Origin of the sequence: Streptomyces sp. NPDC059649 (genome assembly GCF_042734445.1) — a bacterium.
In the GTDB taxonomy this organism is placed as follows: Bacteria; Actinomycetota; Actinomycetes; order Streptomycetales; family Streptomycetaceae; genus Streptomyces.
Genome location: NZ_JBHWDV010000043.1, coordinates 1 through 22,767, shown reverse-complemented (window position 1 = coordinate 22,767; position 22,767 = coordinate 1). Strand labels below are relative to the sequence as shown.

Genomic DNA, 22,767 nt, shown 5'->3' with positions numbered 1-22,767 from the left:
TGGGGGGGGCGGCCCCGACGGGCCCGCACCCCCTTCGTCCGACGTCCGGCCGGGGACCGGCTACTTCTTCGGCAGCCAGCGCTTCCAGACGTCCGGGTGCTTCGCCACCCACCGCTTGGCCGCCTCGTCGGCGGACAGGCCGCCCGAGGCGATGGATTCGGAGACCTCGTTCTGGTCGTCCTTGGTCCACTTGAAGTTCTTCAGGAACGCCGCGGCGCTGCCGCCGCTCTTGGCGAAGTCCGTGTTGAAGTACTTCTGGAGCGGGGTGGTGGGGTACGCGCAGTCGATGGACTGCGGGTCCTTGGTGCCCTTCTCCGCACAGGCATCGGTGTACTTGGGAAGCTTGACCTCCACCATCGGCACCTGGTTGAAGAGCCACTGCGGCTCGTACCAGTACGTCAGGAAGGGCTTCTTCGCCTTGGCGAACTGCTGGATCTGGGTGATCTGGGCCGCCTCGGAGCCGGCGAACACCACCTCGTAGTTGAGGTGGAGGTTCTTCACCAGCGCCTTGTCGTTGGTGACGTAGGACGGCGAACCGTCCATCAGCTGACCCTTGTTGCCGCTCTCGGACGTGCGCAGCTGCTTGGCGAACTTGTTGAGGTTCTTCCAGTCGGTGACCTCGGGGTGTGCGTCGGCCCAGTACTTGGGGACGTACCAGCCGATGTGGCCGGTGACGCCGTTGCCGCCGCCCGCGGTGATCGTCTTCTTGTCCTTGACGTACCGCTGCTCCTGGTCCGGGTGGCCCCAGTCCTCCAGGATCGCGTCGACCCGGCCCTGGCTGAGGGCGTCCCAGGCGGGGATCTCGTCCACCTGGACGGTGTCGACGTGGTAGCCCAGCTGGTGTTCCAGCAGGTACTTGGCCACCGCCACGTTGGACTGCGCGCCGACCCAGGTCTGCACGGACAGCGTGACGGACTTCGAGCCCTTGGCCGCCGCGAACGGCGAGGACTGCTTGGTCATGTCGGCCTTGCCACAGGCGGACAGGGACAGCGAGAGCACCACCGTGCCGGCGAGCACGGTCGTACCGAGAACGGCTTTGCGCTTACGGGACATGGTCAGGCTCCCTTCCCCGTCGTACGGCGTTCCGTGGGCTGGGTGACCCGGTCGAGCATCAGGCCCAGGCACACGATGGCGACACCCGCGACCAGGCCGAGGGCCAGGTCTCCGGTGGCCAGGCCGGTGACCACGTCGTAGCCGAGGGCACCGCCGCCGACCAGGCCGCCGATGATGACGACGGCGAGGACCAGGACCACGCCCTGGTTGACGGCGAGCAGCAGGGCCGGCCGGGCCAGTGGCAGCTGTACCTGGCGGAGGATCTGCCAGCGGGTGGCGCCCAGCGAACGGGCCGACTCCATCGCGGCGGGGTCGACCTGGCGCAGGCCCTGGGTGGTGATGCGGATGACCGCGGGCAGCGCGTAGACGACCGCGGCCGCGGCGGCCGGGGCGCGGCCCACGGCGAACAGTGCGACGACCGGGATCAGGTACACGAACTGCGGCATGGTCTGCATGACGTCGAGGACCGGGCGCAGGATCGCCTCGAACCGCTTGCTGCCGGCCGCCAGGATGCCGGCGCCGAAGCCCAGCACCAGGGTCACGACGAGGGCGGCGAGCACCTGGGAGAGGGTGTTCATCGACGGCTTCCACACGCCCAGCACACCGATGGCGGCCATCGCGAGGACGGCGGTCAGGGCGGTGCGCCAGGTGCCGATGAGCCAGGCCAGCGCGGCGATGACGAGCAGCGTGCCGTACCAGGGCAGCGCGGTCAGGCCGTCGCGCAGCGGGTTGAGCACCCAGTTGGTGAAGTGCGCGGCCCAGTCGGCGGTACCGCCGATGACCGGGACGCCGGAGTAGAGGTGGTCGACCATCCACTCCTTGAAGTCGTTGACCGGGTGGGCGATGTCCACGAACCAGGCGCCGGGCCAGACCGCGGAGCCGGTCAGCCGGCCGGCCAGGGACAGCAGGACGGTGAGTGCCGCCACACCGGTCCAGACCTGCCAGCCGCGCAGCCACGCGGGGCCGGTGGTGGCGGTGTTGCCGGCCGCGCCGAGCCGGGCGCCGGCCGCGGCGGTGGTGCGGTCCATGACGATGGCCAGCAGCACGATCGGGATGGCGGCGGAGAGGGCGGCGCCCACGTCGACGGAGGCGAGTGCCTGGTAGACGCGGTCACCGAGGCCGGCCGCACCGATCATCGAGGCGATCACGACCATGGACAGCGCCATCATGATCGTCTGGTTGACGCCGAGCAGCAGTTCCTTGCGGGCCAGCGGGAGGCGGGCGGTCAGCAGCCGCTGCCGTCCGGTGGCGCCGAGCGAGGAGGCCGCCTCCAGCACGCCGGGGTCGGCACCGCGCAGTCCGAGCGCGGTCAGCCGGGCCATCGGCGGGGCCGCGTAGATGACGGTGGCCAGCAGCGCGGCGGGCACGCCGATGCCGAAGACCAGCACCACGGGCAGCAGATAGGCGAACGCCGGCAGCACCTGCATGGTGTCCAGGACCGGGCGGAGCAGCCGGAACAGCCGCTCCGAGAGGCCGGCGGCCAGTCCGAGCAGCGCGCCGACGACGACCGAGACGGCGACCGCCACGACCATCAGCGCCAGCGTCTGCATGGTCGGGACCCACATCCCGAGCACCCCGCTGACGAGCAGCGAGACCAGGGCGGTGGCGGCGATCCGCCGGCCGGCCACCCGCCAGGCGATCAGCGTGACGCCGGCGGTCACGCCGGTCCAGCCGAGGGCGAGCAGCAGCAGGTAGACCGCGCGGACGGAGAGGACCACGGCGTTGGAGAGGTGGCCGAGGAAGTAGACGAACAGCCAGTGGTTGTCGCGGTTGTCGATGATCCAGTCGCTGGTCTTGCCGAGCGGTCCGGAGACGTCGACGGTCAGCGCGGAGGGCCAGCCGGCGCCGGGCCAGGCGGCGTGCACCAGCGGGACCAGGACGGCCGCGGCGACGGCGAGCAGCAGCAGCTTGGCGACCCCGCGGCGGCCCAGCAGGGTCCGGGCCGCGCCGGCCTTGGGGGCGTCGGCGCCGAGGCCGCGCTGAGTGGCGGGAGGAGCGGATGCGGTGCTCATGCGCGCCCCCGCTTCACGGTGCCGGTCGGTACGCCCAGCGCGGCGGCGCGCTGGGCCTCGCGCCAGCGGCGCAGCAGCGCGGTCCGCAGCCGGGAGCGGCGGGAGGCGACGGGTGCTCTGGAGCCCACGGCGCGGACGGCGCCGTGGCGGGGGGTGGCGGCGTACATCATCAGGCAGCCACCTCGCCGGGGCGTTCCTCGTCGATCCGGGCGACCACGTTGAGCAGGCAGGCGTGGTCGACGACGCCCAGGCAGCGGCCGTCGTCGACGACCCGGGCGGCGCCGCCGGAGCGGGCCACCGCCTCGATGGCGTCCGAGATCAGGGTGTCGGCGGTCAGCGCCGGTCCCTGGTCGGCCTCGCCGTCCTCGGCCGGGCGCATCGCGCGGCGGACGGTCAGCACCTGCTCGCGGGGGACGTCCCGGACGAAGTCGCGGACGTAGTCGTCGGCCGGGGAGCCGACGATCTCCTCGGGGGTGCCGAGCTGGACGATCTCGCCGTCGCGCATCAGGGCGATCCGGTCGCCGATCCGCAGCGCCTCGGCGAGGTCGTGGGTGATGAAGACCATGGTGCGGCCCTCCTCGCGGTGCAGGCGGACGACCTCTTCCTGCATGTCGCGGCGGATGAGCGGGTCGAGCGCGCTGAACGGCTCGTCGAACAGCAGGACCTCGGGGTCGACGGCGAGTGCGCGGGCGAGTCCGACGCGCTGCTGCTGACCGCCGGAGAGCTGCCCGGGGCGGCGCTTCTCCAGGCCGGCCAGGCCCACCTTGTCGACCATCTCGTTGGCCCTCTCGCGCCGTTCGGTCTTGCCGACGCCCTGGATCTCCAGGCCGTAGGCGACGTTGTCGATGACGGTGCGGTGCGGCAGCAGGCCGAAGTGCTGGAAGACCATGGCGGCGCGGCGGCGGCGCAGTTCGCGCAGTGCGGTGCGGTCCATGGCGCGGACGTCCTCGCCGTCCATCTCCAGGTCGCCGCTGGTCGGCTCGATCAGCCGGGTCAGGCACCGGACGAGGGTGGACTTGCCGGAGCCGGACAGGCCCATGACGACGAAGACCTCGCCCTTGTGGACGTCGAAGGACACGTCGCGGACGGCGGCGGTGCAGCCGGTCTTCTCGCGCAGTTCCGTCACGCTCAGTCCGGTGACCGAGGAGTCACCGGGGATCCGGTCGGCCTTGGGGCCGAAGACCTTCCACAGGTGGCGGACGGAGAAGACGACGTCGCGGCCGTCCTCGGTGGACTCGGTGGCTTTGCGGGCAGCGGGTATCTCGGATGCGCCGGCGGAGGTGGTAGCCATCACGCATCACCTCCCTTGGTAGGAATCTTCTGGAGCAGTTCGGCGCACTTCTCCCCCACCATGAGCACGCCCAGCATCGGGTTGACGGCCGGCATCGTCGGGAAGACCGAGGCGTCGGCGATCCGGATGCCGTGCAGACCGCGGATCTTCAACTCCGGGTCGACGACGGCGAGTTCATCGCTGGCGGCGCCCATCTTGCAGGTGCCGGCGGGGTGGTAGACGGTGTGCGCGGCCTTGCGCACCAGCTCGCTGATCTCCGCGTCGTCGGTCACGTCCGGACCGGGGAAGACCTCGCGCTTGAGCCACTTCTTGAACGGCTCGGCCTGGGCGACCTTGCGGGCCAGCTTGATGCCGTCCACGAGGGTCTGCCCGTCGTAGTCGTCCTCGTCCTCGAAGTACCTGAAGTCGAGGGCGGGCTTGACCTCGGGGTCCGCGGAGGTGAGGTACAGGCGGCCGCGGGAGCGGGACTTGGGGATGTTCGGGGTCATCGAGACGCCGTGTTCGGGGCGCTCGTAGCCCAGCCGCTCGGGGTTGTCGGTGAACGGGATCTGGTAGAAGTGGAACATCAGGTCGGGGCCCTTGTGCTCCGGGTCCCGCTTGACGAACAGACCCGCGTCCGAGTCCATCGCGGAGTTGCCCGGGATCGGCCCGTTGGTCTCCCAGACGATCACCGACTCGGGGTGGTCGATCAGGTTCTCCCCGACGCCCGGCAGGTCGTGCACGACGGGTATGCCGAGCGCCTCCAGGTCCTTCTTCGGCCCGATGCCGGAGTGCATCAGCAGCCGCGGGGTGTCGACGGCGCCGGCGCACACCAGCACCTCGCGGGCGGCCTCGACGTAGACCTCCGCGCCGTCCTTCGTGCGGACGTGGACGCCCTTGGCGGTGGTGCCGTCCAGCTCCAGCTTGTGCGCCCAGGTCTCCAGCATCAGCGTGAGGTTCGGCCGGTCGCCGGCCTCCATGTGCGGGTGCAGGTAGGCGACCGAGGCGGAGGACCGCTTGTTGTTCTCGGGGTGGTAGGAGAGGTCGAAGAAGCCGACGCCCTCGTCGAAGGGCTGGTCGTTGAACCCGACGACCTCCGGCACGCCGAGGGCGGTCTTGGTCGCCTCGATCCAGTCGGTGGCGATCTGGTTCTGGTCCTTCTTCGCCACCCGCACGATGTTGTTGCGCAGCTTGCCGAAGTAGGGGTCCATCTCCTTCGCGCCCCAGCCGGTGGCGCCGGCCGCCTCCCACTCGTCCCAGTCGGACGGCAGCGGCTTGAAGGAGATCAGGGTGTTGTGCGACGAGCAGCCGCCGAGGACCTTGGCCCGGCTGTGCAGGATGTGCGAGTTGCCGCGGGGCTGCTCGGTGGTCGTGTACTCGTAGTCCAGCTCGCCGCCGAGGAGGCCGAGCCACTTGCGCAGCGTCAGCACGTCCTCGCGGTCGATGTCGGACGGCCCGCCCTCGATGACGGCGACGGTGACGTCCGGGTCCTCGGTGAGGCGGGAGGCGATGACGGAACCGGCGGTACCACCGCCGACCACGACGTAGTCGTACACGGGCATGGAGGGTGCTCCTTCTTGCAAGGTTCTTCGGTGGTGCGGGGGTTGGCGGGAGGCGGGCGGGCGGCCGCTGGTCAGCGGCGGTCGCTCAGCCCGCGAACCACCGCACCGGCCCGGGCCGGAGGTTCTCGTAAATGTGCTTGCTCTCGCGGTACTCGTCCAGACCCGTGGGGCCGAGTTCCCGGCCGATGCCGGACTTGCCGAAGCCGCCCCACTCCGCCTGCGGGAGGTAGGGGTGGTAGTCGTTGATCCAGACGGTGCCGTGCCGCAGCCTCGCGGCGACCCGGCGGGCGCGTGCGGTGTCGGCGGAGAAGACCGCGCCGGCCAGCCCGTACTCGGTGTCGTTGGCGAGCGCGACGGCCTCGTCCTCGCTGGCGAACGTCTCCACCGTCAGGATCGGCCCGAAGGTCTCCTCGCGGACGACCTTCATCTCGCGGTGGCAGCCGTCCAGCACGGTCGGCGCGTAGAAGTAGCCGGTGGCCGGGCGGACGTCCGACGGCTCGGGCCGGGCCCCGCCGCACCGCAGCTGGGCACCCTCGGCCAGCGCGGAGGCGACGTACGCCTCGACCTTGTCGAGCTGCTGCTGGGAGACCAGGGGACCGCACTCCACGCCGTCCTCGGTGCCCCGGCCGAGCTTGATCCGCTCGGCGCGACGGGCGAGTTCGGCCACGAAGCGGTCGCGCACCGACTCCTCGACGATCAGCCGGGCACCGGCCGAGCAGACCTGCCCGCTGTGGATGAACGCGGCGTTGAGCGCCTGGTCGACGGCGGTGTCGAAGCCCTCCTCGGTGGCGCAGGCGTCGGCGAAGACCACGTTCGGGTTCTTGCCGCCGAGCTCCAGGGCGACCTTCTTGGCACCGGCGACCGCGGCCGCACCGGCCTTGGTGCCGCTGACCAGGCCACCGGTGAAGGAGAACAGGTCGACGTCCGGGTGCTCGGCCAGCCGCTGGCCGACCGGCACACCGGCACCGGTGACGATGTTGGCGACCCCGGCCGGCAGTCCGGCCTCGACCAGCAGCTTGACCAGGTGCACGGTCGACAGCGGGGTGACCTCGCTGGGCTTGATCACGAAGGTGTTGCCGGCCGCGAGGGCCGGCGCGATCTTCCAACTCGCCTGCAGCAGCGGGTAGTTCCAGGGCGTGATCAGCGCGCACACGCCCACCGGCTCGTGCACGACCACGCTGTGCACATCGGCCGAACCGGCGTCGACGACCCGGCCGCCGCTCTCGTTCATGACCGCGTCGGCGAAGTACCGGAAGGCGTTGGTGACGTCATCGACGTCGACCCGGCCCTCCTCCAGGGTCTTGCCGGTGTCCCGGCTCTCGATCAGCGCGATCTCCTCGCGGTCGCGCTGCAGCAGGTCGGCGACCCGGCGCAGCAGCGCGGAACGCTCGGCGACCGGCGTACGGGGCCAGGCGCCCGCACCGCCGTCGAAGGCCCGTGCGGCGGCCGCGACCGCGGCGTCCACGTCCTCGGCACCGCCCTCGGCCACCACCTGGAGGGTCGTCGCGTCGGCGGGGTCGAGGACCTCGCGGGTGGCCCCGGACGCGGCGTCCCGCCACACCCCGTCTATGTGAATGGTCTCGCTTGCCGACACGATTTTTTCTGCCTTCCGGTTTCCGGTGTGTTCCCACTGGTGCAACCACTGGCGTCACCAGCAACGGGGACCCCTCCCCGGAAGCGCCCGACCTATGCCCAAACATTCATGGAAAGTGAGCCGACTCACTCGGTGTGCAGAGGAATGTCCTAGAACGTACCCTGAATAGCCGTATGTCCAAGCGGGAGATCCACGCCGTACGTCCCGCCGGCAGCAGGTGGTCCGTGCGGCCGTCCCTCATACGCCCCTCCGCCCCCTCCGCCCGGAGGTATCGAGATGACCACGACACGGCGTGCCGTCACCGCCACCGCCCTGGGCTGCGGAGCGGCCCTGCTCGCCGGGGCCGCCTGTACGGGCGCCGCGGCGGCCGGCGACCCCGACGGTGAGGGCGACCTCGCGGGAAAAACGGCCCAGCAGATCTCCGACGACGCCCTGCACCAGCTCGTCACCGCGAAATCCCTGCGACTGCGCACCGAGACCACCGCCGACCCCACCAAGCTCGACATCACCCTCGACAAGGCCGGCAACTGCGCCGGCGCCATCAGCAAGGGCGACCTCGGCCGCGTGGAGATCATCAAGCGCGGCAACCAGGTGTGGATGAAGCCGGACGCGGCGTTCTGGAAGAGTCAGCTGCCCGGCGAAGAGGGTGCCCGGGCGGCCGCCAAGTACCGGAACAGGTTCCTGCACGGCACCGCCGACCACGACGCCTTCCTGCAGAACCTCGCCACGGCCTGCGACCTCACCGGCTTCCAGAAGTCCGCCGCCGGCCCCGGCGAGCCACCCCCGTCCGGCGCGCCCAGCCCCACCGCCAAGCTCACCAAGGGCCGCCCCACGATCCACGAGGGCACCCGGGTCCTCCCCGTCGTCAAACACACCGACGGCGTCACCGAGACCCTCTACGTCGCCATCAAGGGCACCCACTACCCCCTCAAACTCACCGCCGAGGCCGACGACCAGAAGGGCACCGTCCTCCTCAGCAACTACGGCACCCCGGTACCGACCCGTACCCCCGCCCCCGGCGATACGGTCGACATCTCGGCACTGGAGGACCTGCTGCAGGGGACACACAGCGCGTCAAGAAGTGCCATCGCGTGAACGGCATATGCCTGACGACATATGCCGCTACAGTGCGTAACCGACGCCAGTGCCTATCGTTGAACCGTGCGGCTGCCCTACGACGTGGCAGCGGGGAGGAGCGGCACGATGACCATCAGCCTTGAGCGGACCGAAGCGATCGAGACCGACGGGATGGAGATGGCCGAGCACACTGAGCCGACCTTGGACGAGCTGTTCGAACAGCTGGAGAACTCCGTCCCCGAGGGCTACAAGGTCGAGATCGTCGGGGGAACAATCTTCATGTCGCCGCAGCGCGCCAGCCACTGGGAAACCATCCTGGACATCATCGAGCAGTTGCGAACGCGCTATGCGAGGAAACGCCTGCTGTCCGACGTGCGCATCGACTTCCCTGGCCTGCTGAACGGATTCGCGTCCGATGTGGTCGCACTGGCCCAGGGCGCCAAGAAGGACGCGAAGGGCCGCTGGCACCACCAGGACATCGAGTTCGTCGCCGAGGTCATCTCCAAGGGCACCGCGGTGAACGACTACGGCCCGAAGAAGAAGATCTACGCCGAGGCCGGCATCCCCATCTATGTGATCGCCGACCCCTACATCGGCCGCTGCCGCGTCTTCACCCAGCCGCAGGACGGCGACTACAAGGACGACCTCACGGTGCCGTACGGCGAACCGATCGACCTCGCCAGCACCGTCGTGGACCTCACCCTCGCCACCGACGAGTTCCCCCTCGACCGGCCCGCGGCGCGCGAGACGTCCGCGTCGGAGTGAGAATGCAGGCATGGTGCAGACAGCGGCGAAAGCAGTGCTTGAGGGCGGTCCCGCGGAACTGCCCGAGCGGATCGTGCCGGCCGATCCGCACGGCAGCGAGCTGAAGATCCCCTTCCGCGGCGGCTACGAACACTTCCGGCCCACCACCCGCCAGCAGCACACCGCCGAGGGCGCGCTGCCGGTCTACGAGTGGTGGGAGCGCACCGAGATCGCCGAGTAGGCGGGGCGGACGAGCAGGCGGGACGGGCGCGCGGTCAGCCTTCCGGGGCGAACGCCTGGAGGGCGATCCGCTGGGTCTCCTGCTGGAGCGGCCAGTCGGCCTCGGTGCCCAGGACGAGGACGGCGAACTGCCGGCCGTCGTCGGTGGTGAAGGCGCAGTCGACGACCTTGACGCGGGTACCGAGCCGCTTGCTGTCATAGGCGTAGACCAGCTGAGCGGCGTCCGTACCGGGCGCCGGGCCGTCGAACGCGGTGAGGCTGATCTCCTCGTAGCCGGGATTGCCGGCCAGCCCCTTCGACGCTTCCTCCAGTGCCGCGCGCGGCGCCATGTCCGGTTCGGTGATCTCGAAGATCTGGACCAGTCCGCGGTCGTCCGGCGCGGTGTAGAACACCCCGGTCTTGCGCTCGCTGCGCTCCCAGCCGTCCGGCACCGCGATGGTGAACCCCTTCTCGTCGTGGACGAGGCGGTAGCCGGCGGGTACGGAGGCGGAGGGCGAGGCCGCGTCCGTGGGTGCCGTGCTGTCGGTGGCCGCCTCCGTGGCGGTCGCGGTGGCGGTGGCGGGGGTGTGCGGGGTGGAGGCACGGGTGCGGGCGGCGGGCGGCGCGTCGTCGTCGCGGCCCCACAGCAGATAGCCGCCGCCGGCCCCGGCACCGATCACCACCACCGCCACCCCGGCGATCAGGGCGGCGGTCCGGCGACGGGGCCCGGGGCCAGAAGGGGGAGCGGGTGGGGGCCCGTAACCGGGGGCGGGGGCGAACTGGTCGGGAGCGGGGCCGGGGGCGGGGATGAACGGATCGGAGGCGGGATCGGGACCGGGACCGGGGCCGGCCAACGGGTCGGACGGCGGCTGTGGCGGCTGTGGCGGCTGTGGTGGGGACGCCCCCACGCCCGGTGCGAAGGTCGGCCGCGGCGGCATCGGCCCGGTGTACGGCGCCGGCGCCGGCCTGCCGTCCTCCCAGCTCTGCGTCTCGTCGTTCCAGCGGGCCGGCCCGCCGCGTTTCATCGTCACCCTCCCACCAGGGCCGCGACCGCCTGGGTCACCGCCGCCCCGGACGCCAGCAGCCCGACCACCGCACCGGCGTCGGTCAGCGCCGCACGCAGCCGCGCCAGCCGCCCGGGCCCGGCCGCCCCGGTGTCGGCGATCTCCCCTTCCGTTCCGGCGAGTTCCTCGTCCAGGGCGGTCACCTCGGCGCTCTGCACCGCCCGGGCCAGATCTCCCCGCAACTCCCTTACCGCACGCAGCAGTTCCTCCTGCGCCGGATCCGCAGTCGGTGCGCCGCCGCCTTCGTTCTGCGTCACGGTGTTGTGGTCGCCGATGGCGAAGGCGCCCCGGACGCTGCCGATGTGGATGCCGTTGCCGCGCGCGTCACCCGTTGCTGCCACTCTTCTTCCTCCCCTTCGGGGCACTGCCCCCCGTGGTACCGGTGTTCTGGGTGATGGTGTTGTGGTCGCCGATACCGACCGCCCCCTGGGCGGACTCCACGTAGACGCCGCCCTCGGCGACATGCACGATGCGCTGCTCGAACTCGTCGGTCTGGTAGCCGGCCTCGCGCAGCGCGGTGGTCACCCCGGCCGTCACCCGCTGCTGCACGGTCTTCAAGTACCGCGCCACGTCCATGTCCTGGAACAGCGACGCCTCGCCGTACGACCCCAGTTCACGGACGGAGACCGCGGGGCCCTCCGGGAGCGCCGCGCCGTGCCCGGCGGTGGTCAGCTGCCACCCCGAGCGCATCGCGCGCCACACGGTGAGCAGCGCATTGCCGGCCGACCGCGGCGTCTGGGCCAGCGCCCAGACCGCCTTCCCGAAGTGGTGGTGGTGCCGGTACTGGTGGGCGAGCCGGTCGGCGTCCTGGAAGAGCTGCCGCAGCGGCCACAGCACATGCGGCGCGACCTCCAGCATCAGCATCCCGCCCTGGGTGTGGACCCGGACGAAGACCGTGGTGACGATGCCCTCGTTCCAACCGCCGACCCGGATCCGCAGGAAGTGCCGCCGGGTCTCGCCGCCCTCCTCGACCGCGGCGGCCCGGTGCTGCTCGAACGCCTCCGGCGCGTACGGCGCCGCGGCCCGGTCGGGCAGTCCCTCGGCCGGCAGGAAGACGCACTCGTCGATCTCCAGCGCGCGCAACCGGTCCCGGACGGCGGCCGCCACCTGCGGTGATCCGTGCGGCGACGGCACCCGCAGCGCCTCCACCAGGGGCACGATCCGCGCCAGGATGGCGCTGTTGTCCAGCGGCTCGGTCTCCCGGTCCGGGTGCGGGACCAGTTCGACCGACAACGACCAGGTCTTGTACGGGTATCCGGCGCCGCAGAACGGGTTGGCCGCGCGGTACATCACCAGCGGCCCGTGCTGCTCGATCCGCACCCGGTCCCGCAGCCGCCGGAACCGGAAGCCCTCGGCCCGCTCCGCCGGGTCGGCCATCACATCGGGGAACCGCTCCTTGGACAGTTCCCGCGCCAGCGAACGGGCGAACTGCCCGCGCTGCAGCCCGACCAGCACGGCCAGCGCCACCGGCAGCAACAACGTGACCCAGAACGCCACGGCCGCGATGGCCGAAGAAGCGCCGTAGCCGCCACTGTCGTACGAGGAACCGTACGAGGAACTGTAGGAGGAGTCGTACGAGGAACCGCCCCAGCCGCCGCCGTCGCTCCCGCCGCTGTCCGGCCGGAAGAGGGACAGCAGGTCCGGGATCAGCCCGCCGAGCAGCGACGTCCAGAGACTGACCGCGAACGCCGCGGCCAACATCCCCAGCATGAAGAAGATCAGGGAGAGCCGGCCGTACCACCGCAGTACGAACGACACCGAGCGGGCCAGCCACGGCGGCAGCGGCGCCCGGCGGACCAGGCGGGCCAGCCCCATGAGGACGACGGGAATGACGTAGAACGTCACCAACCCGCCGGACAGCGGGATCGCCACCACCCATAAGCCGAGGATCGCCGCCGCCCACCCCAACTCCAGCCGCCGGGCCCGCAGCGCGTGGGCGAGCACCCGGGCCGCGTCGATCCCGAACGAGGGCGCGGCGAACCGCTCTTCATGGACGTAAAGCTCATCGATGACCGCGTCCCGGAACCCCTCGTCCAGATACGCCCCGGCGCACAACAACCGGGTGGCCTCACTGGCACCGGGCGGGACGGGCACGAGCGGTGCGGGCTTCGTCATCTGCGCAGGTACGTTCGTCCGGCCCATCGGCCTCCCCCAAAAGCCTCGCGGAAGCCGCAGCATAGGCCAGGGGGGCGCGCTGTGTCAGCGCGATTACGTCAAGTGGTCGCGCGGAATGCCTCGTCCTTGACGGCAGCGATGAAGGAGGCCCATCCGCCCGCCGGGACGAGCAGCACGGGACCGTGCGGGTCCTTGCTGTCACGGACGGGGACGACGCCGGGGATACCGGGGGCGATTTCGATGCAGTCCCCGCCGTTGTTGCCGCTGTAGCTGCTCTTGATCCAGCTCGCCGCGCTCAGGTCGTGGCTGTTCATACTGCTCGTACCCCTTCATCACGTCGCTGATCAGAGCGGCGGACTCACGGGCTGACGGAACGTCCGCCCTCAGCACATCGTAAGCCTGGCTGTGGCGCCTGAAGACAGCCGGATCGTCGTTGAAATGGCCACGGTCCAACGACTCCGAGTACACCCATCGATGTCCGTCGGGAAGTTCGATCAGCGACATGGAGCCGTTGGGGCGCGCGACGTCCGGCCGGCCCGATGGGACCACCTGGATACGGACGTTGGGGCGCCGGCCAGCCTCCAGCAAGTGCGCACACTGGTCCCTCATGACAGCCGCGCTTCCCACCATGTTGCGCAGACAGCTCTCGTCCAGCAGAGCGACGTACAGTGGGCCGCCGTCGGCCAGGAAGCGCTGCTGTCGGCTCAATCGGGCGCGAACGCGCTCCTCGACCTCGGGTCCGCTCAGGACCTGAGAGAACAGCGCCGCCGCATAATCGGGCGTCTGCAAAAGGCCCGGAACGACTCGCTCTTGATACGCCCGCAAATCCACGGTCACCGCATCCATCTCAGCCCTGCGCTCGAACCAGTCCGGATGCTGCACCTCCGGATACCAGTCGATCCGCTCCCACAATCGCCGCAACACCCCACCCGTAGCGAGCAGTTCGTCGCACGTATCGGCGAAGGTGTCGTGCGGTACGCGCTCGCCCGCCTCGACGCGCGCGACATGCGAGCGGTCACACGGGATCCTGCGCGCCAAAGCCTCCTGGGTGAGCCCCGCCCCCTCCCGGTGGTGCTTCAGCACCTCGCCGAACACCGCGGCCGTCGTAGCCGCCGTTCCCCCCGCGCCATTGCGTCGGTTCACGAATCCCCCTTCGTGACAGTTGGGAAGTGTCACGCGCTCAGCGTTGTGACCGGCGGTCCCGCTAGGCAACGATGAACACACCCAGAGTAACGAACGGCGAACCCCCGCGACGTTGGCAGACGTCCGGGGGCGTGGCCTTCAACCCAGAGAAAGATTGATGACATGCACCACGTTATCCGGCTCTTCGAGCCGCTGCTACGGCTGTTACTGCCCGGAAGCGGGCGTCATCGGCCTGCGGCTGCGGAGGTCCCGCCGGTACGACCCGTCGCTCCGCCCCGTTGGGTGCCCGTGCGGCACACGGAGCTGCTGCGCGGTGAGGACTCCGCCCTCGTTCGCCCGTATCTGGTCGCGCACGAGCGGCGGCAGTACGCGCGCCGCATGCCGGAGGTGGTGTGGTGAACGACCGCGCGGGACAGGCGGTTCAACTGCCGGATCTATGGCGGGACCCCTCCCCCGCCGCCGGCTGCGACGTGTGTGAGGCGCTGGCCCGGCAGCGGGTGGCGGCGTATGCGGTCGGGGACCGGTCGAAGGTGTCCGACTGCAATGTGGAGATCCGGCGGCATCCGCACCGGGTGTAGCCGCCAAAACGGCGAGCCCGCACCGCCGTTGGGGCAGTGCGGGCTCGCCGTGAAAAGGAGTTCGGCTCAGATGAGGCCGAGGGCGCGGACCGCGTCGCGCTCCTCCTCGAGCTCCTTGACGGAGGCGTCGATGCGGGAGCGGGAGAAGTCGTTGATGTCCAGGCCCTGGACGATCTCGTACGTGCCGTCCTTGGTGGTGACCGGGAAGGAGGAGATCAGGCCCTCCGGGACGCCGTAGGAGCCGTCCGACGGGATGCCCATCGAGGTCCAGTCGCCCTCGGCGGTGCCGTTGACCCAGGTGTGGACGTGGTCGATCGCGGCGTTCGCGGCGGAGGCGGCCGACGACGCACCGCGGGCCTCGATGATCGCGGCGCCGCGCTTGGCGACGGTCGGGATGAAGGTCTCGGCCAGCCACTTCTCGTCGTTGACGGTCTCGGCGGCGTTCTTGCCGGCGACCGTGGCGTGGAAGATGTCCGGGTACTGGGTGGCGGAGTGGTTGCCCCAGATCGTCAGCTTGCGGATCTCGGAGACCGGGGTGCCGGTCTTCTGGGCGAGCTGCGAGATGGCGCGGTTGTGGTCCAGGCGGGTCATCGCGGTGAACCGCTCGCGCGGTACGTCCGGCGCGGCGGCCTGGGCGATCAGCGCGTTGGTGTTGGCGGGGTTGCCGACGACCAGGACCTTGATGTCGTCCGCGGCGTGGTCGTTGATGGCCTTGCCCTGCGGCTTGAAGATGCCGCCGTTGGCCTCCAGGAGGTCACCGCGCTCCATGCCCTTGGTGCGGGGGCGGGCGCCGACCAGCAGGGCGACGTTCGCGCCGTCGAAGGCCACGTTCGGGTCGTCGGAGATGTCGATGCCCGCCAGGAGCGGGAAGGCGCAGTCGTCGAGCTCCATGGCGGTGCCCTCGGCGGCCTTCAGGCCCTGCGGGATCTCCAGGAGGCGCAGCTTGACCGGCACGTCCGCGCCGAGCAGATGACCGGAAGCGATGCGGAAGAGGAGGGCGTAACCGATCTGGCCGGCGGCGCCGGTGACGGTGACATTGACGGGAGTGCGGGTCATGGCGATCTCCTGCGCGACGTTTTCTGGGGGCAAGCCCCCAGACCACCATGGGTGGCGGTGGGTGTCCCTGCCCATTTATCTAGGTCTCATCGAGGTCTCTTGGTATCGAGAGACCCGGCCGTCAGGCTATCGGACCCCCGGCCGGTGCCGGTGACGGGTCGGTGTGGCACGCCTCACCGGGTGCGCCGGGCACACCGGGACACCCGGGCGGCGGCCGCCCGCTCAAGGAGGGGGGATGCGGGCGGCCGCTGGGTGGTGCCACACCCGTGGGGGGATAACCGGCGCCTGCCCGGGATAACCGGGCGCATGCCCTCCTTTTTCCGGCCAGCTCCGCGCGGGCGTCGATTCCCGGCCAGTGGCGGCGGGCCGGGCCGCCGCGGCCGTCGTCAGCGTCCGGGGACCAGCAGGAGGACGGCGGCGAGCGCCATCAGCAGGGCACCGAGCGCGCCGACCACCAGCATCACCGTGCGCAGCCGACGGGCCCGCGGGTCGGCCGCGGCACCGGGCCCGGGCCCGGGTCCGGGTCCGGCCGACGGCTGCGGCCCGAGAACCGCCGTCCGGGCCGGCCCGTCGGCCGGCGCGGTCCCTTCCTCGTCCGGCCCCTGGTCCCACCCCTCGTCCCGTGCCTCGTCCCGGCGCGGCAGCTGCGCGACCTGGGTGCGGACCGCGCCCGGAACCCCCGCGGCCTCCCGTACGGCCCAGGCCGGGGCGGCCCGTATCGCCTCCCGCGGTACGTCGTGCCGCAGCTCGACCCGGCTCCAGGCGCGTTCGGCCGGTTCCCACCGCATGAGGAGGTGTCCCGGGTCGGTGCCGGTCGCCTCGGCGAGCGCGACGACGGCGCGGCGCGGCGGCAGCAGCCGCCCGTCGAGATAGCGCTCCCACGATGTCTTGCTGAAACCGGTGCGGTCCGCCACGGCGGCCACACTCAGCCGGCTGCGGTCCACCAGACCCCGCAGCCGTTCCGTGAACTCCCCTACCGCCGGATCGAGTTCCTCCGGCAGTGCCTTCCAGCGAGGCATGGCCTCCCCCTGTTCGCCCACTCATACGCCGCATCGCGGCGCGACTCCCCCGGACCCGCCCTATTCACCCCCAGGAAGGACACCGCCAGCCAGGGGAACGTCCCCTTCCCGCTGGGCGCACGGGAGCATTCAGACTGATGGCGCGCCTCCCGGGCGCGCTCCTCACCGCCGTCCGCGCGGCACACGTCAGTGCGCGTCAGCACCCGTCAGTGGGCGTCGGGGGGCGAAGTGCGCGTCGGGGGCGACGTGCGCGCCGGGGGCGTCAGTGGGCGAAGCACTCGTGGGGGCCGCCGTCCGCCGGGTAGAGGCAGAGTCGGATGCCCCTCGGGCCGCGGGCCGCCGCCATGGGGGTGACGAGGTAACCCTCGGCGTCGAACCGGTCCCGGACCCGCACCGACCGCGGCAGGGACCCCGGCACGGTCACCTCGATGCGGTCCCCGATCCGGCCGCCGCTGAGCCGCCCCCAGGCGGCCTCGCACGCCGTGCCGTACCGGACCTGGAGGCGCGCGCCGCGGGCGGTGGCGGCCTCGATGACCGTGTCCACCATGCCCTGGCCGCCGCAGAACATCGACTGCGGGTCCTTGCCGTCGCAGGACCGCCCGCGGCAGCCGGTCACCGCCGAGGACACGGGCGCGGCGCTCACCGCCGGGCCGCCGCGGGCCTCCCCCGCCCGCTCCCCGGCCAGGAACGTCACCGCCACGGCCAGCGCCACCGCCCCGGCACCGCCCCCGGCCGCCACGGCCACCACCCGCCGGCGCGCCCTCCGGGCCGGCGGCTGCCGCGGCGACTGCTGGACCTCGTGCGGCGGCTGCGACCGTTGCGGCGGGAGCCCGGCGCGCTGCGGCGGCGCGGGAGGCACCTCGGCCGTGGGCCCCGGCCCACCGACGACGTCCCGGCCGGCTGCGGGCCCCGGCTCTCCGACGGCGTCCCGGGCGGCCGCGGCCTCCGTCCGGACCACGGCGGCCTCCTCCCGGACCGCGGCCGGTGCGGCCTGGACCGCGGCCGGTGCGGCCCGTCCGCTCCAGGCGGCGTCCGCCAGTTCCCACAGCGCCAGCAGCCTGCCGGCCGGCTCCCCCGCCAGCCGGCACAGCGCCGCCACGGCGTCCCGCGGCGGCAGCTTCTTGCCGTTGAGATAGCGCTCCCAGGAGGACTTGCTGTACGGGGTGCGGGCCGCGAGCCCGGCCAGGCTCAGCCCCGTACGCCCGCGCAACTCCCGCATTCCCGCGGCCAGTCGGGAGCACTCGACGCCCTCGCACAGCTCGCTGCCCGGGCCGTTCACCGGCGCAGCACCTTCCACGTGTCGGGGCCCACGATCCCGTCCGTCGGCAGCCCGGCAGCGGCCTGCAGCCGCTTGACGGCGCGCATGGTGTGCTCCCCGACGATGCCGTCCACCGGGCCCGGGTCGTAACCGTGGTGGTTCAGCAAACACTGGGCCTCGACGACCTCCCAGCCGGTCGCGCCGCTGCTCAGGATCGCCGTGGCGGTGCGGCTGCGGTCGGCGGTCAACGTGCCCGCGGTGCGCCGGACATGACAGCGGAAGGTCTCTCCCACCCGATGGCTGAAGGCCGGGGTGGCGGTGGTGGTCCGGCCGGCCGCCGCGCTGCCGGACCCGCGTCCGCCGGCGCCGTCGTCCTGCCAGGGCCGGACGGCCAGCAGCACCACCGCGGCGACCGCGACCACGACCAGCCCACCGAGCAGGGCGAGCGGCCCGCGCCGCAACCACGGACGGCCGGGCGCAGCAACGGGCGTGGGGACGGCCCCGGTTGACGGCGCGGGCGCGGGCGCGGGAGCGGGGGCAGGGGCGGCCGGTTCGTCCTCCGCGGGCGCGGCAACGGGCGTGGGGACGGCCCCGGTTGACGGCGCGGGAGCGGGGGCAGGGGCGGCCGGTTCGTCCTCCGCGGGCGCGGCAACCTCGGCCCGTTCCGGGGCGCCCAAGGGCCGGGACTCCTCCGCCCGTTCGGAGGCCCCGGCCGTCCGGGACGCCTCCGTCCGGTCCGCGCCCCACGCCTGCGCCGCGACCTCGTGCAGGGCCAGCAGCCGGGTCGCATCGGCGCCGCAGATCCGTGCCAGTGCCTCCACGGCGTCCCGTGGCGGCAGCTTCTTGCCGTTGAGGTAGCGCTCCCACGACGACTTGCTGTAGGCGGTCTTGGCGGCGAGCGAGGCCAGGCTCAGCCCGCTGTGGTCCTTCAGTCTCCGCAGCTGTACGACGAGCTGCCGCACCCGATGGTCGAGTGTTTCGGGCAGCCCTTTCCAACGCGACATGTTCCACCCCATACGCGTTTGTGATCCCCCGAGGCCAGCAGCCCCCTATGGCGCCGATGATGGCCCGGATGCGCCCTCCGGTTGTCCTTTTTACTCTTTCCGCACGGTATCCGGACATGCGTACCGCCGGCTTCCTCTCGCCCCGCCGTCCCAGCGCGACCTCCGCGGATCCGGCGTCTCCGCAGGTCAGCGGCTGGGACGTCCCAGGGGGTCCCCATCGGTCGGGTTCTGTGGCGGCCGGGCGGCCCGGCGGCGCAGAGTCGGTGACGCACCACGGCGGCGCGGTCCACCCCGCGCCGCCTCACTGACCACCTACGGGGAGGAACCGACCATGAACGCTCGCAAGCGCCTCGCCCTCACCGCGGCCGCCGCGGCCGTCACCGGGGGGCTCGCGCTGGCTCCGGCCGTCGCCAGCGCCACCCCCGCCCCCGCGAAGCAGGGCCCGGCCACCGTCCTGCGGGCGCCGAGCAACTGCCCCCGCGGCTACCTGTGCGTCTACCCCAAGCCCAACTACAAGGGGACGCCGAAGAAGGTCGCCGGCAACAACCGCGACCTGCGGCGCTACGGCGGCGCCTTCGACACCCCGTGGTCGGCGTACAACAACGGCACCCGCTGCAACGTGACGGTCTACGAGAAGCCCGGCTACCACGGCCGCCACTACAAGCTGAACCGCGGCACCGGCTGGAAGTACATCGGCTACAACCTCAACGACCTCTACTCCAACAAGTGGTGCTGAGGCCCTGAAACGCACGGCGGCGGCCCGTCCTTCCACGGGGGAAGGGGCGGGCCGCCGTCGTGCCGTGCGTCGCGCGGAGGCCGCGTCAGCGCACGGTGAAGTGCACGATGTCGTCCAGGAACGGGATGTGGATCCACGGCTTGGGCTGCACCATCATCGACAGCACCACGATCACGAAGCCGAGCCCGCCGTACGTCGCCAGGTCCGTGAAGCGGGAGCGCACCGCGAGCATGCCCACCGACGGCAGCGCCCAGCGCAGCGCGGCGCCGGCCAGCAGGGACAGCCCGATGAGCAGTGCGCCGATGCGGAACGCGTCGAGCGCGACCAGCAGCAGGCCGACGGCGACCCCGCCCATGACCGTGAGCAGCGGCCACTGCCGGGCGGGCGCGGAGTGCTCGCCGGAAGCGGCGCGTCCGCCGCCCTCCGGCCGGGCCGTGTCACGGGTCAGCGTCGGGAAGCGGCGCGAGGAGCGCTGCGGCTCGGAGGCGCCGTCCGAATGCGCTTCGGCTGGCATGGCTGGCAGTCCCTTCGGTGTCCTGGTCCGTCGGTCCGCCCGGCCGCGGCCGGGCGTGACGTCTTCGAGGGTACGGGCAAGGCGCGGCTCAGCCGGCCGCGCGCTCGGCCGCCTCGACGACGTTGACCAGCAGCTGGGCGCGGGTCATCGGGCCGACGCCGCCGGGATTGGGGGCGACCCAGCCGGCCACCTCGGCCACGCCGGGGTGCACATCGCCGACGATCTTGCCCTGCTCGTCCCGGCTGACGCCGACGTCCAGGACCGCCGCGCCGGGCTTGACGTCCTCCGGCTTGATGATGTGCGGCACACCGGCCGCCGCGACGATGATGTCGGCCTGCTTCAGGTGCGCGGACAGGTCCTTGGTGCCGGTGTGGCACTGGGTCACGGTGGCGTTCTCGGACTTGCGGGTGAGCACCAGCGGCATCGGGCGGCCGATGGTGATGCCCCGGCCGACCACGACGACGTGGGCGCCCTTGATCTCGACGTCGTGCCGGCGCAGCAGCTGGACGATGCCGTACGGGGTGCACGGCAGCGGGCCCTCGATGCCGAGCACCAGCCGGCCCAGGCTCATCGGGTGCAGTCCGTCGGCGTCCTTGTCCGGGTCCATCAGCTCCAGGACGCGGTGGGCGTCGATGCCCTTGGGGAGCGGGAGTTGGACGATGTAGCCGGTGCAGGCCGGGTCCTCGTTCAGCTCCCGGACGACCGCCTCGATCTCTTCCTGGGTGGCGGTCGACGGCAGTTCGCGCTGGATGGAGGCGATGCCGACCTGGGCGCAGTCGCGATGCTTGCCGTTGACGTACCAGCGGCTGCCGGGGTCGTCGCCGACCAGGAGGGTGCCCAGGCCGGGCTGGACGCCCTTGGCCTTCAGGGCCTCGACACGGGCGGCGAGCTCGGACTTGATAGCGGCAGCGGTGGCCTTGCCATCCAGAATCTGGGCAGTCATGTCTCCATCCTCCCGGATGAGGGCGGTCACGTTCCAATCAGGGCGCCCGCGGCGCCCGCGCGCGCGGTGGTGCGCCGCCGTCTCCGGGCCCCATCTGCCCCTGCATTTTCCGGACATGATATGGCCGGAAGTGATCATTGCACTTGGACAACGGCTCCGCTATCTGACTGGACAGAGTCAACGCCCACCTAGAAGGATTGACGGCGCAGTGCCGCAGGCATCGTCGGGGGCGGGCCAGTGAAACCTGTTTTTCCTCCGAGTCACGCTGCGTCGTCCCCCACTGACCCAACGGAGGAAAACACCACATGAGTTTCGGCGACCCGAACAACCCGTACGGCCAGCCCCCGCAGGCCCCGCAGGCGCCCTACGGGCAGCAGCCTCCGGTGCCCCCGCAGGGCGGCCCCGGCTACGGCTACCCGCAGCAGCCGCAGGCCCCGCAGCAGCCGTACGGCTACCCCCAGCAGGGTCAGGTCCCGCCGCAGCAGCCGTACGGCGGCTACCCGCAGCAGGCCGGCTACGCCATGCCCGGCATGCCGCAGGGCTACGCGAGCTGGGGCGCACGCGTCGGCGCCTACCTCATCGACTACCTGATCGTGGGTCTGGTCCCGACGATCCTGTACTTCATCGCCCTGGCCATGTCGGCCAGCGCGGCGACGGTCACGCCGGACACCTCCTCCTGCCCGCCGGGCGACATCCAGTGCATCAGCGACGCCTACAACACCGCCGCGGACAACGCCACCCCGGTCGGCTCGTTCGTGCTCATCGCGATCGCCGGTCTGATCGGCCTGGCCGCCGGTCTGTTCGTGCTCGCCAAGGAAGGCAGCACCGGCCAGACCCCGGGCAAGAAGGCCCTGGGCATCCGCCTCGTCAAGGAGGCCACCGGCCAGCCGATCGGCTTCGGCATGGCCTTCGTCCGCAAGCTGTGCCACATCCTCGACGGCTTCTGCTGCCTGGGCTACCTGTGGCCGCTGTGGGACGAGAAGTCGCAGACGTTCGCGGACAAGATCGCCGGCACGGTGGTCGTCAAGTCCCAGTAACACACCGGCATTCCGGCCGGGGCCCCGTCCCGGCCGGATCTGCGCCACTCCCCGAAGGCCCCCTCGCAACAGCGCGATCGGGGCCTTCGCGGCTCCGTTCAAGTCGCTTGAAGGACACCGCCCGTGAGCTACCCCAACCAGAATCCTTACGGCCCGCCTCCGGGCCAGCAGCCCGGCTACGGCTACCCCCAGCAGCCGCCGCAGCCCTCGCCGTACGGCCCGTACCCGGGCGGCCCGGTGCCGGCCATGCAGCCGCAGTACCCGACGGTGATGCCCGGTGGCGTCAAGGCCGCCCGGGTGATGCTGTTCGTGCTGGCCGCGCTGAACCTCATCGGCCTGGTGCTCGCCGTGGCCGGACTGGGCGGCGTCAGCAAGGCGTCGCACAACGCCTCGGCGTACGCCACCAGTGACGACATGATGGCGATGAACGTCGGCAAGGGCCTGCTGATCGCGGTCATCGTGGTCATCGTGATCTTCACGGTGTCGGCGATCACCCTGGCCCTGCAGTTCGCCAACGGCGGTTCCGGCGTCCGCACCGGCACCATCGTCTTCGGCGTGGGCAACATCATCCTGAGCCTGCTCACCTTCCCGCTCGGCCTGGTCCACACGATCCTGGGCATCCTGGTGCTGGTCTTCGTCTCGAAGGACGAGGGCAACGCCTGGTTCAACCGCCCGCGTTACTGACCGCGCGCACACAACGGCCGGAGGGCCGCACCCCCGTCGGGGGGGGGGCCTCCGGCCGGTTGCGCGGTCCGTGAAGTTGTAAGTG

At 71.7% G+C, this 22,767-nt stretch carries 24 protein-coding genes; 7 read left to right on the top strand and 17 right to left on the bottom strand.

Annotated features, from left to right (window positions below; translation table 11 throughout):
* Positions 1–60: 60 nt before the first annotated feature.
* The 6 genes from ACFV1J_RS31635 to ACFV1J_RS31610 all read right to left on the bottom strand — a co-directional run bounded on the left by ACFV1J_RS31635 (position 61) and on the right by ACFV1J_RS31610 (position 7,491).
* Positions 61–1,053, bottom strand: coding sequence for an ABC transporter substrate-binding protein (locus tag ACFV1J_RS31635; RefSeq protein ID WP_385863822.1), 993 nt, complete (start codon positions 1,051–1,053; stop codon positions 61–63).
* A 2-nt stretch (positions 1,054–1,055) separates the two neighbouring features.
* Positions 1,056–3,065, bottom strand: a complete 2,010-nt coding sequence (locus tag ACFV1J_RS31630; protein ID WP_385863821.1) for an ABC transporter permease — start codon at positions 3,063–3,065, stop codon at positions 1,056–1,058.
* Positions 3,062–3,235, bottom strand: coding sequence for a hypothetical protein (locus ACFV1J_RS31625; protein WP_385863819.1), 174 nt, complete (start codon positions 3,233–3,235; stop codon positions 3,062–3,064). Before ACFV1J_RS31625 ends, ACFV1J_RS31630 begins: the two co-directional genes overlap by 4 nt.
* Positions 3,235–4,356 carry a glycine betaine/L-proline ABC transporter ATP-binding protein gene (locus ACFV1J_RS31620; protein WP_385863817.1) on the bottom strand — a complete coding sequence of 374 codons (1,122 nt, stop codon included), beginning with the start codon at positions 4,354–4,356 and terminating at the stop codon, positions 3,235–3,237. Before ACFV1J_RS31620 ends, ACFV1J_RS31625 begins: the two co-directional genes overlap by 1 nt.
* Positions 4,356–5,897, bottom strand: coding sequence for a GMC family oxidoreductase (locus ACFV1J_RS31615; RefSeq protein ID WP_385863815.1), 1,542 nt, complete (start codon positions 5,895–5,897; stop codon positions 4,356–4,358). Before ACFV1J_RS31615 ends, ACFV1J_RS31620 begins: the two co-directional genes overlap by 1 nt.
* An 85-nt stretch (positions 5,898–5,982) precedes the next feature.
* A complete protein-coding gene (locus ACFV1J_RS31610) occupies positions 5,983–7,491 on the bottom strand; it encodes an aldehyde dehydrogenase family protein (RefSeq protein WP_385863814.1) in 1,509 nt (502 codons plus the stop codon).
* Positions 7,492–7,767: 276 nt separating this feature from the next.
* Here ACFV1J_RS31610 and ACFV1J_RS31605 point away from each other — a divergent pair, with 276 nt between their 5' ends.
* The 3 genes from ACFV1J_RS31605 (at position 7,768) to ACFV1J_RS31595 (ending at position 9,553) form a co-directional block, all read left to right on the top strand.
* Positions 7,768–8,586 carry a hypothetical protein gene (locus ACFV1J_RS31605; protein WP_385863812.1) on the top strand — a complete coding sequence of 273 codons (819 nt, stop codon included), beginning with the start codon at positions 7,768–7,770 and terminating at the stop codon, positions 8,584–8,586.
* 108 nt (positions 8,587–8,694) lie between these two features.
* Positions 8,695–9,333 carry a Uma2 family endonuclease gene (locus ACFV1J_RS31600; RefSeq protein WP_385863811.1) on the top strand — a complete coding sequence of 213 codons (639 nt, stop codon included), beginning with the start codon at positions 8,695–8,697 and terminating at the stop codon, positions 9,331–9,333.
* Between the two features lie 10 nt (positions 9,334–9,343).
* Positions 9,344–9,553, top strand: coding sequence for a DUF5988 family protein (locus ACFV1J_RS31595; protein WP_385863810.1), 210 nt, complete (start codon positions 9,344–9,346; stop codon positions 9,551–9,553).
* 34 nt (positions 9,554–9,587) lie between these two features.
* Here ACFV1J_RS31595 and ACFV1J_RS31590 read toward each other — a convergent pair whose 3' ends face one another.
* From ACFV1J_RS31590 to ACFV1J_RS31570, 5 genes are all read right to left on the bottom strand, one after another.
* Positions 9,588–10,556: a hypothetical protein gene (locus ACFV1J_RS31590; RefSeq protein WP_385863809.1), complete on the bottom strand. Its 969-nt coding sequence runs from the start codon at positions 10,554–10,556 to the stop codon at positions 9,588–9,590.
* 2 nt (positions 10,557–10,558) lie between these two features.
* Positions 10,559–10,936, bottom strand: coding sequence for a hypothetical protein (locus tag ACFV1J_RS31585; protein WP_385863807.1), 378 nt, complete (start codon positions 10,934–10,936; stop codon positions 10,559–10,561).
* Complete coding sequence (locus ACFV1J_RS31580) at positions 10,920–12,710, bottom strand: hypothetical protein (RefSeq protein ID WP_385863805.1); 1,791 nt, start codon at positions 12,708–12,710, stop codon at positions 10,920–10,922. The genes ACFV1J_RS31585 and ACFV1J_RS31580 overlap by 17 nt, the downstream gene beginning before the upstream one ends.
* Positions 12,711–12,808: 98 nt before the next feature.
* Positions 12,809–12,946, bottom strand: coding sequence for a DUF397 domain-containing protein (locus tag ACFV1J_RS31575; protein ID WP_385863909.1), 138 nt, complete (start codon positions 12,944–12,946; stop codon positions 12,809–12,811).
* A complete protein-coding gene (locus ACFV1J_RS31570; protein ID WP_385863803.1) occupies positions 12,909–13,853 on the bottom strand; it encodes a Scr1 family TA system antitoxin-like transcriptional regulator in 945 nt (314 codons plus the stop codon). The genes ACFV1J_RS31575 and ACFV1J_RS31570 overlap by 38 nt, the downstream gene beginning before the upstream one ends.
* A 395-nt stretch (positions 13,854–14,248) precedes the next feature.
* On the opposite strand from ACFV1J_RS31570, the gene ACFV1J_RS31565 reads away from it, so the two are divergent.
* A complete protein-coding gene (locus ACFV1J_RS31565) occupies positions 14,249–14,431 on the top strand; it encodes a hypothetical protein (protein ID WP_385863802.1) in 183 nt (60 codons plus the stop codon).
* A 66-nt stretch (positions 14,432–14,497) separates the two neighbouring features.
* Here ACFV1J_RS31565 and ACFV1J_RS31560 read toward each other — a convergent pair whose 3' ends face one another.
* From ACFV1J_RS31560 to ACFV1J_RS31545, 4 genes are all read right to left on the bottom strand, one after another.
* On the bottom strand, positions 14,498–15,487 hold the full coding sequence (locus tag ACFV1J_RS31560) for a malate dehydrogenase (protein WP_385863800.1): 990 nt from the start codon (positions 15,485–15,487) through the stop codon (positions 14,498–14,500).
* Positions 15,488–15,873: 386 nt separating this feature from the next.
* The gene (locus tag ACFV1J_RS31555; RefSeq protein ID WP_385863799.1) at positions 15,874–16,506 is read right to left on the bottom strand and encodes a helix-turn-helix domain-containing protein; all 633 of its coding nucleotides are present in this window, start codon (positions 16,504–16,506) and stop codon (positions 15,874–15,876) included.
* 262 nt (positions 16,507–16,768) lie between these two features.
* A complete protein-coding gene (locus tag ACFV1J_RS31550; protein WP_385863797.1) occupies positions 16,769–17,785 on the bottom strand; it encodes a helix-turn-helix domain-containing protein in 1,017 nt (338 codons plus the stop codon).
* Complete coding sequence (locus tag ACFV1J_RS31545) at positions 17,782–18,768, bottom strand: peptidoglycan-binding protein (RefSeq protein ID WP_385863795.1); 987 nt, start codon at positions 18,766–18,768, stop codon at positions 17,782–17,784. Before ACFV1J_RS31545 ends, ACFV1J_RS31550 begins: the two co-directional genes overlap by 4 nt.
* Before the next feature lie 331 nt (positions 18,769–19,099).
* Here ACFV1J_RS31545 and ACFV1J_RS31540 point away from each other — a divergent pair, with 331 nt between their 5' ends.
* Positions 19,100–19,504, top strand: a complete 405-nt coding sequence (locus ACFV1J_RS31540) for a peptidase inhibitor family I36 protein (RefSeq protein ID WP_385863793.1) — start codon at positions 19,100–19,102, stop codon at positions 19,502–19,504.
* Between the two features lie 85 nt (positions 19,505–19,589).
* On the opposite strand, the gene ACFV1J_RS31535 is transcribed toward ACFV1J_RS31540, so the two are convergent.
* Together ACFV1J_RS31535 and ACFV1J_RS31530 are read right to left on the bottom strand one after the other, a co-directional pair.
* On the bottom strand, positions 19,590–20,018 hold the full coding sequence (locus tag ACFV1J_RS31535; RefSeq protein ID WP_385863792.1) for a DUF3017 domain-containing protein: 429 nt from the start codon (positions 20,016–20,018) through the stop codon (positions 19,590–19,592).
* An 88-nt stretch (positions 20,019–20,106) separates the two neighbouring features.
* On the bottom strand, positions 20,107–20,961 hold the full coding sequence (locus ACFV1J_RS31530) for a bifunctional methylenetetrahydrofolate dehydrogenase/methenyltetrahydrofolate cyclohydrolase (protein ID WP_385863790.1): 855 nt from the start codon (positions 20,959–20,961) through the stop codon (positions 20,107–20,109).
* A gap of 305 nt (positions 20,962–21,266) precedes the next feature.
* On the opposite strand from ACFV1J_RS31530, the gene ACFV1J_RS31525 reads away from it, so the two are divergent.
* Entirely contained in the window at positions 21,267–21,998 is a 732-nt protein-coding gene (locus ACFV1J_RS31525; RefSeq protein WP_385863788.1) for an RDD family protein, read from the top strand.
* 123 nt (positions 21,999–22,121) lie between these two features.
* Positions 22,122–22,682, top strand: coding sequence for a hypothetical protein (locus ACFV1J_RS31520; RefSeq protein WP_385863786.1), 561 nt, complete (start codon positions 22,122–22,124; stop codon positions 22,680–22,682).
* Positions 22,683–22,767 lie beyond the last annotated feature (85 nt).